The 15,829-nt window shown below is 55.4% G+C and carries 10 protein-coding genes, 2 tRNA genes, 7 pseudogenes and 1 riboswitch; of the genes and pseudogenes, 3 read left to right on the forward strand and 16 right to left on the reverse strand.

From position 1 onward, the window contains the following. From GKE73_RS06085 to GKE73_RS06095, 3 genes are all read right to left on the reverse strand, one after another. The gene (locus tag GKE73_RS06085; protein ID WP_230369443.1) at positions 1–552 is read right to left on the reverse strand and encodes a LysR family transcriptional regulator; all 552 of its coding nucleotides are present in this window, start codon (positions 550–552) and stop codon (positions 1–3) included. 210 nt (positions 553–762) lie between these two features. Beyond that, positions 763–838 (reverse strand) — tRNA-Phe (locus GKE73_RS06090). A 27-nt stretch (positions 839–865) separates the two neighbouring features. Further along, positions 866–941, reverse strand: a tRNA-Phe gene (locus GKE73_RS06095). Positions 942–1,362: 421 nt separating this feature from the next. Here GKE73_RS06095 and GKE73_RS06100 point away from each other — a divergent pair. After that, positions 1,363–1,844: pseudogene (locus tag GKE73_RS06100) on the forward strand (Lrp/AsnC family transcriptional regulator). Between the two features lie 81 nt (positions 1,845–1,925). On the opposite strand, the gene metF reads toward GKE73_RS06100, so the two are convergent. The 3 genes and pseudogenes from metF to metK all read right to left on the reverse strand — a co-directional run. Continuing rightward, a complete protein-coding gene (gene metF, locus GKE73_RS06105; protein ID WP_230369444.1) occupies positions 1,926–2,762 on the reverse strand; it encodes a methylenetetrahydrofolate reductase [NAD(P)H] in 837 nt (278 codons plus the stop codon). Between the two features lie 134 nt (positions 2,763–2,896). Next, a pseudogene (ahcY, locus tag GKE73_RS06110) lies at positions 2,897–4,296 on the reverse strand (adenosylhomocysteinase). 71 nt (positions 4,297–4,367) lie between these two features. Continuing rightward, a riboswitch (S-adenosyl-L-homocysteine riboswitch) is annotated at positions 4,368–4,445 on the reverse strand. A 157-nt stretch (positions 4,446–4,602) separates the two neighbouring features. Beyond that, positions 4,603–5,763, reverse strand: a pseudogene (gene metK, locus GKE73_RS06115) (methionine adenosyltransferase); the annotation flags it as partial. 74 nt (positions 5,764–5,837) lie between these two features. Here metK and GKE73_RS06120 point away from each other — a divergent pair. Together GKE73_RS06120 and GKE73_RS06125 are read left to right on the forward strand one after the other, a co-directional pair. After that, positions 5,838–6,727, forward strand: a pseudogene (locus GKE73_RS06120) (lysophospholipid acyltransferase family protein). Beyond that, entirely contained in the window at positions 6,724–7,590 is an 867-nt protein-coding gene (locus GKE73_RS06125) for a lipid A biosynthesis lauroyl acyltransferase (protein WP_230369445.1), read from the forward strand. Before GKE73_RS06120 ends, GKE73_RS06125 begins: the two are co-directional and overlap by 4 nt. Positions 7,591–7,904: 314 nt before the next feature. Here the strand turns inward: GKE73_RS06125 and GKE73_RS06130 are convergent, their stop codons facing one another. The 10 genes and pseudogenes from GKE73_RS06130 to nuoH all read right to left on the reverse strand — a co-directional run bounded on the left by GKE73_RS06130 (position 7,905) and on the right by nuoH (position 15,827). Further along, positions 7,905–8,201, reverse strand: coding sequence for a DUF2818 family protein (locus GKE73_RS06130; protein WP_230369446.1), 297 nt, complete (start codon positions 8,199–8,201; stop codon positions 7,905–7,907). 9 nt (positions 8,202–8,210) lie between these two features. After that, positions 8,211–9,663: pseudogene (gene nuoN / locus GKE73_RS06135) on the reverse strand (NADH-quinone oxidoreductase subunit NuoN). Between the two features lie 18 nt (positions 9,664–9,681). Next, the gene (locus tag GKE73_RS26910) at positions 9,682–10,362 is read right to left on the reverse strand and encodes an NADH-quinone oxidoreductase subunit M (protein WP_512698898.1); all 681 of its coding nucleotides are present in this window, start codon (positions 10,360–10,362) and stop codon (positions 9,682–9,684) included. A gap of 57 nt (positions 10,363–10,419) precedes the next feature. Beyond that, the gene (locus GKE73_RS26915) at positions 10,420–10,647 is read right to left on the reverse strand and encodes a proton-conducting transporter transmembrane domain-containing protein (RefSeq protein WP_512698916.1); all 228 of its coding nucleotides are present in this window, start codon (positions 10,645–10,647) and stop codon (positions 10,420–10,422) included. After that, positions 10,647–11,153, reverse strand: a complete 507-nt coding sequence (locus tag GKE73_RS26920; protein ID WP_512698899.1) for a hypothetical protein — start codon at positions 11,151–11,153, stop codon at positions 10,647–10,649. The genes GKE73_RS26915 and GKE73_RS26920 overlap by 1 nt, the downstream gene beginning before the upstream one ends. Before the next feature lie 67 nt (positions 11,154–11,220). Continuing rightward, a pseudogene (gene nuoL, locus GKE73_RS06145) lies at positions 11,221–13,252 on the reverse strand (NADH-quinone oxidoreductase subunit L). Between the two features lie 35 nt (positions 13,253–13,287). Next, positions 13,288–13,593, reverse strand: coding sequence for an NADH-quinone oxidoreductase subunit NuoK (nuoK, locus tag GKE73_RS06150; protein ID WP_230369447.1), 306 nt, complete (start codon positions 13,591–13,593; stop codon positions 13,288–13,290). Between the two features lie 26 nt (positions 13,594–13,619). Next, positions 13,620–14,264 (reverse strand): NADH-quinone oxidoreductase subunit J, encoded by a 645-nt coding sequence (locus GKE73_RS06155; protein ID WP_230369448.1) that lies wholly within the window; start codon positions 14,262–14,264, stop codon positions 13,620–13,622. Between the two features lie 9 nt (positions 14,265–14,273). Continuing rightward, a complete protein-coding gene (gene nuoI, locus GKE73_RS06160; protein WP_230371412.1) occupies positions 14,274–14,756 on the reverse strand; it encodes an NADH-quinone oxidoreductase subunit NuoI in 483 nt (160 codons plus the stop codon). 25 nt (positions 14,757–14,781) lie between these two features. Further along, positions 14,782–15,827 (reverse strand): annotated as a pseudogene (gene nuoH / locus GKE73_RS06165) (NADH-quinone oxidoreductase subunit NuoH). Positions 15,828–15,829: the final 2 nt, after the last annotated feature.

A 15,829-nucleotide genomic window follows, 5' to 3' on the forward strand; every position in this document is an offset into this window, starting at 1 on the left:
TCAGCCTGTCTTGGGCACGCCACGGCGAGCAAAGTAAGAAGGGGCCGCACACAAAACATCGGCCACACGCGCCAGACGGCGCGCCACCAGCGAGGAATCCGCCAAGCTGGAAACCCTGATCGCCAGATCAAACCCCTCCTCCACCAGATCCACGCGCCGGTCGTTCAGCGACAGCTCCACGTCCACGTCCGGGTACTGCTGATGAAACCCAGCCACGGCTCGGCCGAGATAACGCATGCCAAACGATACCGGTGCCGTGACACGCAGCCGCCCTACCGGCAGCGTAGAGCCATGAGACAACTCCGCATCCAGGTTATCCAGTTCCGTCAACAACGCCCCGGCTTGCGCCAGATAGGTTTGCCCGGCCTCGGTCAGCGACAGCCGCCGGGTGGTACGCTGCATCAGCCGCACCCCCAAACGCGTTTCCAGCGCCGACACCAGCTTGGTGACCATGGCGCGCGACAGCTCCAGCCGCTCCGCCGCCGCGACGAAGCTCCCCAGCTCCGCCACGGTGACAAAAGCTCTGATTTCCGAGAAACGGTCCATTTGCATTACCAACAGAGCAAGAACTGCCCTATATATACCCCATTATTCACCAAAGCTGGCAAATGGCGATTGGGAATGACTCCAGCCACCTTACCGGCCAGCAGCCACCCCCAAACCAATGAGCCAGTGCCAGCCGCGCATGAAAAAACCCCCGAAAGGCGAACTTTCGGGGTTTTTCTTGATACAACCAAGCATAGCCTGGATGTTATCGAATTCTGGTGGCCAATCTCGGAATCGAACCAAGGACACACGGATTTTCAATCCGTTGCTCTACCAACTGAGCTAATTGGCCAACTGATTAGGTAACAAGCGGGTTTGATGGTGGCCAATCTCGGAATCGAACCAAGGACACACGGATTTTCAATCCGTTGCTCTACCAACTGAGCTAATTGGCCTCAAACTGTGCTGGAGCACCGTCAGAGCCACGCATTAGACCAGAATGGCCGCACAGCGTCAAGAAAAAATTGCAAAAACCCATGCCACAAGCCCGGCCCAAAATCCCGGCACAGCGCGCGAAACAACGCTCAGGCTCAGGGCCTGGGTTGCCGAATGCGCCACTTCACCGACATGCAACGATCAGTAATTGGTCAAAACACTACAGATTCGCAGCATGATGGCATTTTATGCTTTCATCAAAACCATTTACCCGAGACATCAGGCCAACTGCCCGTATAATCTGGCACAAGGTTTTGGCTTAGGCATTGCTCGCAACGAAACCACCATTACCCCAAACAACGACTCAACAAGTCGCCGCAACGCCCAAGGCCGCAGCATGACTGCATCCCTCTGGCGCGCGTTGCCCCTAAAGGAATACCCATGCCAAGTCTTACGCTAGATAAGACCGATTTGCGCATTCTGGCCGAGCTGCAACTGAACGGCCGCCTGACCAATGTCGAGTTGGCCGAACGGGTGGCGCTCTCCCCCTCCCCTTGCCTGCGCTTACCAAGCAGCTGGAAGAATCCGGCGTCATCCGCCAGTACGTCGCCTTGCTTGATCCGGCCAAGGTCGGGCTGGGGCTGCAAGGTTATGTGCGCGTATTGCTGGAAAAACGTGGCACCACTCACGTACAGGGCTTTATCGATGCGGTACAGCAGTGGCCGGAAGTCATCAACTGTCTGGCCATGACGGGAGAGATGGATTATCTGCTGCAGGTTTATGTGCAGGATCTGGAACACTTCTCGCGTTTCGTCATGGATCAGCTATTGATGATTCCGGGCATTCAGGATGTCAAATCCAGCTTTGTGCTGAAAGAAATCAAACGCACCACCTCACTGCCGCTGTCGCATATCTCGGTCTAGCTCGTACGCTGACCAACAAAAAAGGGCATGGCCGGGATGAACCGGTACATGCCCTTGTTCGTTACGTGCAGGCGCTGGCGGTTACAGCCCCAGACGCTGCCACACGGTGGACACCAGCCCGGCGGCGTTAAGCGTGTAGAAATGCAGCCCCGGCGCACCGTTGGCCAGCAACCGGTCACACAGTTCCGTCACCACATCCAGGCCCAGCGCACGAATCGACGCCGTATCGTCATAGTAGGACTGCATGCGTTGGCGCAGCCAGCGCGGTACTTCCGCCCCGCACATGTCGGAGAAGCGGCAGAGTTGGCCGAAATTGACGATGGGCATGATGCCCGGCACGATCGGAATCTCCACGCCACGCGCGCGCACTTCATCGACAAAGCGGAAGTAAGCATCGGCGTTGAAGAAGTACTGGGTAATGGCGGAGTTGGCGCTTGCATTGGCCTTGCGCACGAAGTTGTTCAGGTCGTCCTCGGCCGATTTGGCCTGCGGGTGAAACTCCGGATAGGCCGCCACTTCGATATGGAAGTGGTCGCCATGTTCCGCCCGGATAAACTCCACCAGCTCGTTGGCATAGCGGAATTCTCCTGCCTCAACCATGCCGGACGGAATATCGCCCCGCAGTGCCACGATGTGACGAATGCCGTGGTTACGGTATTCGTTCAGGATGGAACGAATGTTGTCGCGGGTAGAACCAATGCAGGACAGGTGCGGAGCGGCCGCATAGCCTTCATTGCGGATTTCCAGCACGGTCGCCAGAGTGCCCTCACGCGTGGTGCCGCTTACACCAAAGGTGACGGAAAAAAACTGTGGGTGAAACTGAGCCAGTTGCTGACGCGTGGTACGCAGCTTGGCCATGCCTTCTGCCGTTTTGGGCGGAAAAAACTCAAAACTGAAGGTTTTTTTCTGCTCGCTCATGATCTCTCTCCCGGCCGAACACGCAAGTTGGCCGAATGTACTCCGGTGTCGCGGCTTAAGCGCCACGGCCGCCCGGCACCAGACCGGTCAAAAACGGGCAGGAACTACTCCCTGCCCGTCGCACTTGCCGTGTATCAATAACGGTAGTGATCCGGCTTGTACGGGCCTTCCTTGGGCACACTGATATAAGCGGCCTGTTCGTCGCTCAACTCCGTCAGGTTGGCCCCGATGCGCTTCAGGTGCAGGCGAGCCACCTTTTCATCCAGATGCTTCGGCAACACATAAACCTGCTTGCCATACTGGCTGCCATTGGCAAAGATTTCGATCTGTGCCAACACCGGTTGGTAAAGGAGTTGGACATCACAAAGCTGGGGTGCCCCGTGGCGCAGCCCAGATTGACCAGACGGCCTTCGGCCAACAGGATGATGCGCTTGCCATCCGGGAAGATGATGTGATCGACCTGCGGCTTGATGTTTTCCCACTGATACTGACGCAAGCTGGCGACTTCGATTTCGCTATCAAAGTGACCGATGTTGCAGACAATTGCATTGTTGCGCATGCGCACCATGTGCTCATGGGTGATGACCGAGACGTTACCGGTGGTGGTCACAAAGATGTCCGCCTGATCGCACACATCGTCCATGCGTACCACGCGGTAGCCTTCCATCGCTGCTTGCAGCGCACAGATCGGATCAACTTCCGTCACCCATACCGTGGCACCCAGGCCACGCAGGCTTTGCGCGCAGCCCTTGCCCACGTCGCCATAACCCAGCACCACGGCTACCTTGCCAGCCACCATCACATCAGTAGCGCGCTTGATACCATCTACCAGCGATTCGCGGCAGCCGTACAGGTTGTCGAACTTAGACTTGGTGACCGAATCATTGACATTGAACGCCGGGAACGGCAAATGGCCATCTTTTTGCAGCTGGTACAGGCGATGCACGCCGGTAGTGGTTTCTTCCGTCACGCCCTTGATGTGCTGCAGACGCTTGGAATACCAGTGCGGGTCGATCTCGAGGTGACGCGCAATGGCGGCAAACAGCGCGGTTTCTTCCTCGTTGGACGGATGGCTGATCACGCCGGGATCATTTTCAGCCTTGCTACCCAGCATCAGCAGCAAGGTGGCATCGCCGCCATCGTCCAGAATCATGTTGGCAGGCTGGTTTTCCGGCCATTCGAAGATTTTGTGCGAGAACTCCCAGTATTCATCCAGACTTTCACCCTTGAAGGCAAAAACCGGAATATTGCTGGCAGCAATTGCCGCAGCAGCATGATCTTGTGTCGAGAAAATATTGCAGGAGGCCCAGCGTACATCCGCGCCCAGCGCTACCAGCGTTTCGATCAGCACGCCGGTCTGGATGGTCATGTGCAGGCTACCGGCGATACGGGCACCACGCAGCGGTTGCTGATGCTGGTACTCTTCGCGCAGCGCCATCAGGCCCGGCATTTCGGTTTCGGCAATCGCCAGTTCTTTGCGGCCCCAAGCGGCCGGGTTAATGTCGGCAACGTGGTAATCGTTGAATTCAGCCATCGTGAGATATCCTTGCACGAGGCCGGGAGGGACGCGGCTCACCCGTCATCCCGTGCCCGGCACGGTGTTGAGTCAGGTGAGCGCGGTTCTTGACAGGATAGTCAGTCAGTCCGAGCCCGGGGTAAAACCTTGCAGCGCTCCTCGGATATGGCGGCGATTATAACCGTGCTTGCCGCCACCTGTCGCCTATCAGACCATGGCAAAGGCACGGCGTGTCAGATTTTCCCTGCAAAAAGCCAGAGACAAAAAAACCGGAGCCAAGGCTCCGGTTTGCTGTGACGGCTCATCGCCAGTGCCGCGCTTACAAGCGGAGGCGCGCAAGGCTTCCACCTTGTCGGTACGTTCCCAGCTAAATTCCGGCTCTTCCCGGCCAAAGTGGCCATAGGCGGCGGTTTTGGAGTAGATCGGGCGCAGCAGATCCAGCATCTGGATAATGCCTTTCGGACGCAGGTCGAAATGCTGACGTACCAGTTCGACGATCTGTTCGTTCGGGATCACATTGGTGCCAAAAGTATCCACCGAAATCGACGTCGGCTGCGAGACACCGATGGCGTAAGAAACCTGAATCTGGCACTGACGCGCCAACCCGGCCGCCACAATGTTCTTGGCCACATAACGGCCAGCATATGCGGCAGAGCGGTCCACCTTGGACGGGTCTTTACCGGAGAAGGCACCACCGCCATGCGGTGCGGCACCACCGTAGGTATCGACAATGATCTTGCGCCCGGTCAACCCGCAGTCGCCCATCGGGCCGCCAATCACAAAACGTCCGGTCGGGTTGATCAGATATTTGGTTTCAGCCGTCAGCATTTCCGGCGGCAGCACCGGTTTGATGATGTCTTCGATCACCGCTTCGGTCAGGGTGGCGTGATCAATTTCCGGGCTATGCTGGGTGGACAACACCACGGTATCGATGCGCTTGGGCAGACCGGTTTCGCCATCGTAGACGCAGGTAATCTGGCTCTTGGCATCCGGGCGCAGCCACGGCAAGCGGCCGTCTTTGCGCAACTCTGCCTGACGCTGCACCAGACGGTGCGAGTAGTAAATCGGGAACGGCATCAGCGTCGGCGTTTCATCGCAGGCATAGCCAAACATCAAGCCTTGGTCACCTGCCCCCTGATCCAGATCGACGCCTTCACCTTCATTCACCCCTTGGGCAATATCCGGCGACTGGCGGTCATAGCACATCATCACGGCGCAGCCATGATAATCAAAGCCCAGCTCGGAGTTGTCGTAGCCGATACGCTTGATGGTATCACGCGCAACCTTGATGTAATCGATGTTGGCCGAAGTGGTAATTTCCCCCGCCAGCACCACCAGCCCGGTGTTGACCAGTGTTTCGGCGGCAACACGAGCGTGCTTGTCTTCACGCAGAATGGCGTCGAGGACGGCATCGGAAATCTGGTCTGCCACTTTGTCCGGATGGCCTTCCGACACCGATTCCGATGTAAACAGATATTCGCTCATTTCTTGTTCATTCCAGAATAATGCAAATCAGTGTAATGATAAAATAAGCCGCTTTAGATCACGATGGATCTTACATGTCCACGCTAGTCCACTTTTTATTGTCGCTGCTGGCACGTCTGCCATTGCCATGGCTGCAGCAGCTGGGCGCGGTGCTCGGGCGGCTCACCTACCATGTGTCTCCCCGCTTTGCGGCAAGACTCAAGGAAAATCTTGGGTCAAGTAAAATCTGTGGAAACTATCAGGTTTTTCACGACCTCGTCAAACAAAGCGCGGCCGAAACCGGTAAAGGCGCGCTGGAACTGGCCATTGCCTGGTGTCGCGAACCGGAAGACATTGCCGCCATGGTAAAAGCCTGCCATGGCTGGGAACATGTCGAACGCGCACTGTCGCTGGGGCACGGCATCATCTTCGTCACCCCGCATCTGGGTAGCTATGATATCGCCGGGCGTTATATCAGTTCACGCCTGCCCTTCCCGCTCACCGCCATGTATCGCCCACCCAAACTGCGCTGGCTGGAACCCGTGATGCAAGCCGGGCGTGCACGTGGCAAGGGCAAGACTGCTCCGGCCTCTGCCGCCGGAGTCCGTGTGCTGATGAAGGCGCTCAAATCCGGCGAGGCGACCATTATCCTCCCAGATCAGGTTCCGGGAAACGGTGAAGGCGTCTGGGCGCCCTTTTTCGGCCAACCTGCCTACACCATGACGCTGGTACCGCGACTGGCACAAGTCAGCAACGTCGATATTCTGCTGTTTGTAGGCGAGCGTTTGCCTGCCAGGGCTTTGTGGTGCATATTGATACCATGCCCAGCCCGTTTACCAGCGACAAGGAACACGATGCCACCCTGCTCAACCAGGCCGTCGAGCAACTGATTCGTCGTTTCCCGGCGCAATACCTGTGGAGCTACAACCGTTATAAATGTCCAGCCGGGGTCAGTCGGCCGGGCGAAGACCAAGGACACTCATGAAATTTGCCTTCTTGCTACTCTGGCTGATCCGCCTGCTGCCGATGTCGATCATCGGTGGGCTGGCACGTGCGCTGGGCTACATCGCCTACGCCGTGGCGAAAGAACGCCGCCGCGTCGGGCTGATTAACCTGCAACTGTGTTTTCCAGAATTGCCTTCAGCGGAGCGCCGCCGCCTGATTCGCAACAACTTTGTTTACATGATGCGGCTGGTTTTGGAATACGGCGTGGTGTGGTGGAGTCGGCCGGAACGCTTGAAAAAGCTGGTGACCATCAAGAACCTGCACTATGTCACCGACCTGCGTGCGCAAGGACAAGATGTCATCTTGTTCTACCCGCATTTTGTCGGCTTTGAGATGTGCGTGTATGCGCTCAACCAGTACATTCCACTGGTCAGCGTCTATTCCCATCAGAAGAATGCTGTCATGGATCAGCAGATCTATACAGGCCGCCAGCGTTTCAACAATTGTTATATCGTCTCCCGCCGGGAAGGATTACGCCCCATCATCAAGGCCATGCGCAAGGATCATGCCCCGTTCCTTTACCTGCCGGATCAGGACTTCGGTACCCGTGATTCAGTCTTCGTCAAATTCTTTGGCAACGACGCCGCTACCATTACCGGCCTGTCCCGCATCAGCAAGCTGGCCCGGGCCAAGGTAGTACCCACCATTGCCCGTCGGGTGGGCAACCGCTTTGAACTGGAGTTCTACCCCCCTTGGGACAACTATCCCACGGAAGATGCGATGGCCGATACCCAGTGCATGAACGACTTTTTGGAAGAACGCATACGGGAAATTCCCGATCAATACTTCTGGCTGCATAAACGCTTCAAGAGTCGGCCGGATGGGCAAGCCAAAGTGTACTAATACGCCGAGCGATAGCATGGCCAAGACGGAAGTCCCTCGGCCATGCTCTGCACTACCAAGGCAGCACTTCACTCCACGCTCCCGAAGCAACCATTCCGGACCATCTCATCAAGCGATGTTCTGACAGCGCACAGCCTTAACGGGTTGACTTGCGCACACGCCACCGGCGCAACGAGAGATGTTCAAGCGCAAGTGATGCCGTACGACGTGGAACCAGCTAGGCAACAAGGCAATCCATCCATACATGACACGCAAAAGAAAAAGCCCGGTTAGCGTCCGGGCTTTTTTATTGCTATCGAGCATCAGCGCTACTGTCAGCTGGTGCGCTTTTTCCAGAAATAGCGAAACACAAATCCGGGAAAAGCAAACACCAGAAACAATGCAAAGGTTGCTACATAGAACTGCCAGTGCTGCGGCTGAACCGGCATCTGCTGGGCTTCCAGCACACGAGCCAGCAGCCCAACGGCTACGAACAGCACCAGCAACTCGAAGAAGCGCCAACCAAAATGCTTGTTCTTGAGCCGAATCACTCCCACCAGCCGCTGGCTGACAAACGGCCAGTTAGCGGCAAGAATGGCAACGAACAGCAAAGTGGTAACGCTGGCTTGCATGATGCTTCCTTAGAGTGACGTGAGCGATTGTTTCATCGCTTCGACACACAATGCCACCAGACGTTCCGGCACAACACCCAGCACCAACAAGGCCAGCGCGTTCACGGACAATACCAGCTTCATGTCAGCACGCACGACGATCTCGCTGTTGTCCTGAACATCGTCAAAGTAAATGTGTTTAACGACACGCAGGTAGTAGAAGGCACCAATCAGCGACATCATGACCGAAACTACAGCCAACCAGTACAGGTGAATATCCACGACCGACTTGATCACGGCAAACTTGGCATAGAAGCCAGCCAACGGCGGAATACCGGCCATGGAGAACATCGACAGCAGCATCAGGAAAGCATACCAGCTGTTGCGCGAGTTCAGGCCCTTCAGATCTTCCAGTTTTTCGCAGTCAAAACCGGCACGCGACAGCGCCAGCAGAATACCAAAGCTGACCATCGACATCAGGACATACACAATCGCGTAGAACAGCGCAGACGAGTAGCCATCCGGAGTCCCTGCGACGACGCCCAGCAGCAAGAAACCCATGTGGGAAATGGTGGAATAACCCAGCATGCGTTTGATGTTGGTCTGAGCAATGGCTGTGATGTTACCCAGAGCCATCGACAGTACGGCAACAATGGCCAGCATGCTCTGCCAATCAGCGATCAGGCCGTTCAAGCCCTGAACCAGGATACGGATCACAAACACGAAAGCAGCCAGTTTCGGTGCTGCACCTACCATCAGGGTCACCGCCGTCGGCGCGCCTTGGTAAACATCCGGTACCCACATGTGGAACGGCACGCCGCCCAGCTTGAAGCACAGACCAGCAACCACAAACACCAGACCAAACACCAGCAGCAACTCGTTGGCCGAATGCATCTTCACGGCTTTGGCTACCGTCGCGATATCCAGCGAACCGGTCGCACCGTAGATCATGGAAATACCGTAGAGCAACAGACCCGAAGCCAGCGCACCCAGCACAAAATACTTCATGGCCGATTCGGTGGCACTCACCGAATCACGCTGTAGTGCAATCAGCGAGTACAGCGACAGTGACAACAGTTCCAGGCCCATATACAGCGACAGGAAATGGGACGAGGACACCATCAGGTTCATGCCCAGCAGCGCAAACAAGGCCATGGTGAAGTATTCACCTTTGAACATGCCTCGGTTTTCGATGTATTGCCGGGAATAAACCAACACCACACCCGTTGCCACATACATGGCAATCTTTACCAGACTCGACAGCGGATCGCTGACAAACATACCGGAGAACGTATGCTCGGCATACGGCGTGAAGGTCGCAACCTGCAAAACCGTACAACCTGCCAAGGTCAACATGGTCAAACCGTAGGTCACACCACGCTTGGCATCCGATATGAAAAGATCGAGCATGAGGATGACCAGCACCGCCAAGACCATGAAGATCTCGGGCAAGGCGCATCAGATTTAAATCAGCCCAATTCATTATGTTTTCCTTCTGGCCTTACAGCTTGGTTTGCGCAACATGCGCAATCAGGTCATTGACGGACAAGTGCATCTTTTCGACGAAAGCCTGCGGATACAAGCCCATGCCCAGCACGGCAACCGCAAGAATCACTAACAACAGGAATTCACGCTTGTTGACGTCTTTCATCTCGGCCACATGAGCATTGCCCACATCACCAAAGATCACCCGCTTGTACATCCAGAGGGTATAAGCCGCACCAAAGATCAGGGTGGAGGCAGCCAGTACCGCATACCAGAAATTAACCTGAACCGAACCCATGATGACCATGAACTCGCCGACAAAACCGGAGGTTGCAGGCAAACCGGAGTTAGCCATGGCAAACAGCATCATGAAGGCGGCAAAGATCGGCATCTTGTTAGCCACGCCACCATAGTCGGCGATATTCCGCGTGTGCAAACGGTCATACATCACACCGATACAAAAGAACATGGCGGCAGAAACAAAACCATGGGACACCATCTGTACCAGAGCACCTTCAACCGCCCACTGATTCAGGTGTGAGCCTACAAACATGAACATGCCCAAGGTGACGAAACCCATATGGGAAATAGACGAGTACGCCACCAGTTTTTTCATGTCGGTCTGCACCAGAGCCACCAGACCAATGTAAACCACAGCCACCAACGACAGCGCCACCATGATCCAGGGACAGCTCACGGGCGGCATCCGGCAGAATCGGCAGAGCAAACCGCAGGAAACCGTAAGCACCAATTTTCAGGGTGATCGCCGCCAATACCATGGAACCACCGGTCGGTGCTTCCACGTGGGCATCCGGCAACCGGTGTGAACCGGCCACATCGGCACCTTGACGGCAAACGACAGGAAGAAGGCGATAAACAACAGAATCTGGGTCGTCAGCGCGATCTTAGGAATGTTGTGGAACGCCTGAATATCGAAAGTGTTGCCAGCCGGGAAATACAGATACATCAAGGCAACCAGCATCAGCAACGAACCGAGCAGGGTGTACAGGAAGAACTTGACCGACGCATAGACGCGACGCGGCCCCCCCAGACACCGATGATCAGGTACATCGGGATCAGCATGCCTTCGAAGAACACATAGAACAGGATGGCATCCAGTGCAGCAAAGGCACCGTTGATCAGACCAGACATGATCAGGAACGCTGCCATGTACTGAGACACGCGCTTCTTGATCACTTCCCAACCAGCCACCACTACCAGCAAAGTGGTAAAGCTGTTGAGCACCACAAACAGCATAGAGATGCCATCAACACCCAAATGGTAGTTAATGCCCAACGCAGCAATCCACGGCTTCATCTCGCCAAACTGCATGCCACCGTTCAGGTTATCGAACCCGGTAAACAACGGTATGGACAACAGGAAACCGGCCAGTGAGCCAGCCAGTGCCAACCAGCGTGCCAGAGGTGCACGCTGGTCACCTCCGGTGGCCAACACTAGCAACCCGGCCACGATAGGGGTCCAGATCACCAGACTTAACAGATTTGTGAACATAGTCAAAACCTAAGTTGTTATTCCAATTCCAGAGCTCTGGAGGTCAGCGCACAATCAGCTGCCAGAACCAGAGGGTCATCAGTGCCAGGACACCAATAATCATGGTCGTTGCATAGCTGTAAATAAAGCCAGTTTGCAACTTGCGCACCACTCCGGAGAAGGCCCCTACCAGCTTGGCGGCACCGTTCACCACGAGACCATCGATCAGCAACATGTCACCCACCTTCCAGAAGAAGGTACCAAGCAGGCGCGAACCTTTGGCAAACACGTTGAAGTACAGCTCGTCCGGGTAGTACTTGTTTTCCAGCAGGTTATTGACCAGCACAAACTTCTGCTTGATCGCGGCCGGAATCTGCGGAGCCTTCATGTAGAAGAACCAGGGCGACAACCACACCGGAGAGGGCCAGCAAGAACGGCAGCGAAGTAAACGCGTGCATGCCCATGCCAGCGGCACCGTGGAACTCATGCTTCAGCTCTTCCATCACCGGGTGAGCTTCCGGATTGATGAAAATCACCCCCTTGAAGAAGTCACCGTACAACAGCGGCTCAATGGCAAAGTAACCGACCACGACAGACGGAATCGCCAACAACAGCAACGGCAGCGTCACGACCCAGCCATTTTCATGCGGCTTATCGTTAGGGACCCAGCCCATGATGGTGTTCGTGATCATCATGACCATGTTGGTCATGCGATTTTTCCATCCAGCGTTCTTTCCCGTGGAATACCGGGAAGTACATGCGGAAGGAGTAGAAGGCGGTAACGAATACGCCAACGATCACGGCAAAGTAACCAAAGCATGGCAGCAGGCAAATGCGAGGCCTGCACGGCTTCGATAATCGAATCCTTGGAGTAGAAACCGGAGAAGAACGGCGTACCGATCAGCGCCAGCGAACCGAGCAAGGAAGTGATCCGGGTAATCGGCATGTATTTGCGCAAGCCACCCATGTTGCGCATATCCTGATCGTGATGCATGCCCATGATGACCGAACCGGCACCAAGGAACAGCAGCGCTTTGAAGAAAGCGTGAGTCATCACGTGGAACATTGCTACCGGGTAGGCCGAAACACCCAGCGCCACCGTCATGTAACCCAACTGCGACAGGGTCGAATAAGCCACGACACGCTTGATGTCGGTTTGCACAACCCCGAGGAAACCCATGAACAGTGCAGTAATAGCACCGGCTACCAGCACTACGTTCAGCGCGGTATCAGACAGCTCATACAGCGGGCTCATGCGCGACACCATGAAGATACCAGCCGTCACCATGGTGGCAGCGTGAATCAGCGCGGAGATCGGGGTCGGGCCTTCCATTGAGTCCGGCAGCCAGACATGCAGCGGGAACTGGGCAGACTTACCCATGGCACCAACAAACAACAGCACACAGGTAACCGTCATCAACGACCAATCCACACCCGGAATAATCTGAACGGTTTTATGGGCCAGTGCAGGTGCCGCAGCAAACACATCCGTGTAGTTAAGCGAGCCACCAAAGTAAGCCAGTACCATCCCGATCCCCAGCAGGAAACCAAAGTCGCCCACACGGTTAATCAGGAAGGCCTTCAGGTTGGCAAAAATCGCGGTGGAACGCTTGAACCAGAAGCCGATCAGCAGATACGACACCAGACCCACTGCTTCCCAACCAAAGAACAACTGAACGAAGTTGTTGCTCATGACCAGCATGAGCATGGAGAAGGTAAACAGCGAGATATAGCTGAAAAAGCGTTGATAACCCGGATCTTCATGCATGTAGCCGATGGTATAGATGTGCACCATCAGTGACACGGAGGTCACCACCACCAGCATCATCGCGGTGAGCGAATCCACCAGGAAACCGACCGAGAATTCATGGCTTAAGCAACCGTCAGCCGGTGTAGACCGGTCCGTTGAACACTTCAGCCTGCCCGTTAAGGAAGGCAAAAAGTACCTTGAGCGAAAGAACCGCAGAAACCGCAACGCCCAGAATCGTCACGACGTGCGCGGGACGGCGGCCTATCGCCCATCCAAACAAGCCTGCGATGAGAGACCCCGCCAGCGGCGCGAGTGCAATCAGCAGGTATAAGCTCTTCATATCCATGCTTGTGTGCTTTGTAGTTTGGTATTCGGTTTGCCTTAGCCCTTGAGGCTGCCCAAGTCTTCAACATTGATGGTTTGCTTGTTGCGGAACAACACCACCAGAATGGCCAGACCAATGGCCGATTCTGCGGCAGCAACCGTCAGGATGAAGAATACGAATATCTGACCAGCCGTATCCGAGAGGTAATGCGAAAACGCTATGAAGTTGAAATTCACGGCGAGCAGCATCAGCTCAATGGCCATCAACAGAACGATCAGGTTCTTGCGGTTCAGGAAAATCCCCAACACGCTGATGGCAAAAAGGATTGCGGCCAGCACCAAGAAGTGAGTCAGTGTCAGCACATTTTCTCCCTTATTTCTTGTGGCCGTCAGGCCTGTTGCTCACCGGACTCGGCTGGTTCAGCCGCTTCCACAGGTTTTTCTGCATCCATTTTCAGAATGCGGACTCGGTCTTCACGCTTCACCTGCACCTGAAGTGCCGGATCAATCACGCGGGTATCCTTGCGGCTACGCATGGTCAGGCCGATGGCTGCAACCATGGCCAACAGCAGGACCATGGCCGCCAACTCAAACGGCAGCAGATACGTGGTATAGAGCTGATGACCCAAGACCTTGACGTTGCTCGCGTCGGCGGCCAGCGGTGCAGCCGCCTTGAATTCGGCCAACCCAGCTTGTGGGCTCATCAGGATCAGAGACATTTCCAGCATCATGATCACGCCAACCGTGGCCGCCACCGGCAGATTGCGCCAGAAGCCCTCACGCAATTTCTCGATGTTGATATCCAGCATCATCACGACGAACAGGAACAGCACCATCACCGCACCCACGTAAACCAGGACCAAGGTAATAGCGAGGAACTCCGATTCCAGCAGCAGCCAGTGACCGGCACTGGTGAAAAACGCCAGCACGAGATACAGCACGGCATGAACAGGGTTCTTGGCCGTTACGACACGCACACCTGAATAGATCAGGATGGCGGACAGAACGTAGAAAACAACCATTGTAAAGTTCATGAGCGCCCCTTAGCGATACTTGGCATCGGCTGCCTTGCGGGCAGCGATCTCGGACTCATACTTGTCACCGATAGCCAGCAACATCGGCTTGGTGTAGTAGAGGTCGCCACGTTTTTCACCGTGGTATTCAAAGATATGGGTCTCTACGATGGCATCGACCGGGCATGCTTCTTCACAGAAACCACAGAAGATGCACTTGGTCAGATCGATGTCATAACGCGTGGTACGGCGAGTACCGTCATCGCGCTGATCCGACTCGATGGTGATCGCCATTGCCGGACAAACCGCTTCGCACAATTTACAGGCAATGCAACGCTCTTCACCGTTGGCATAACGGCGCTGGGCGTGCAGGCCACGAAAGCGAGGAGACTGCGGCGTCTTTTCTTCCGGAAACTGTACGGTAATCTTGCGGGCAAACAAGTAACGGCCAGTGACCATCAGGCCTTTGACCAACTCCACCAGCAAGAAGGTTTTGAAAAACTTCCTAATCATATCCATCTTTTCACCTTCCCCCGTCTCAGTTCCAGAGCGATAGCGGAGTCATCATCCAGGCACCCAATACCAGCACCCATACCAAGGTAACCGGGATGAACACTTTCCAGCCCAAACGCATGATCTGGTCATAGCGGTAACGCGGGAATGTTGCGCGGAACCACAGGAAGCAGAACAGCACCAGCGACATCTTCATCGCCATCCAGACAAAACCGGAAGCCCCCAGTAAGCCCCACGTTGCAGGGAACGGAGACAACCAGCCGCCCAAGAACAGCAACGACGTCAGTGCTGACACCAGAATCATGTTGGCGTATTCAGCCGGGAAGAACACCGCGAAGGCCATACCGGAATATTCCACATGGAAGCTACTACGATCTCCGATTCACCTTCTGCCACGTCAAACGGTGCACGGTTGGTTTCTGCTACGCCAGAAATCAGGTAGACGATGAACAGCGGGAACAACGGCAACCAGTTCCACGACAGCACAGAACCACCTGCCAGCCCATGTCCCTGCTGGTTAACAATATCGATGAAGTTAAGACTACCCGACACCATCAGCACACCAACCAGAGCAAACCCCATCGCCAGTTCGTAGGACACGATCTGTGCGGCCGAGCGCATAGCACCCAAGAACGAATACTTGGAGTTACCAGCCCAACCGGCAACGATAATCCCGTACACGCCCATGGAGGTCAGCGCCATGATATAGAGCAGCGAGGCGTTGGTATTGGCCAGAACCAGTTTGTCAGTAAAAGGAACTACTGCCCAAGCCGCCAAGGCAGGACCAATTGCCAGCACCGGAGCCAGAAGGAATAGCCCCTTGCTGGAGTTGGTCGGCAGGATGATTTCCTTCATCAACAATTTGATACCGTCAGCCAACGGCTGCAGCAAGCCCAACGGACCTACCCGGTTCGGCCCGATACGCACTTGCATGTAGCCAATGACTTTACGCTCGACGTAAGTCAGGTAGGCTACAGCAACCATCATCGGCGCCACGATTGCAATGATTTTCAGCAAGGTCCACACAGCGAGCCCCGCCTCATTGCCCAGTAAGCTTTGCAAGAACTCCATGG

The organism is Paludibacterium denitrificans, assembly GCF_009707705.1.
Classification (GTDB): domain Bacteria; phylum Pseudomonadota; class Gammaproteobacteria; order Burkholderiales; family Chromobacteriaceae; genus Paludibacterium_A; species Paludibacterium_A denitrificans.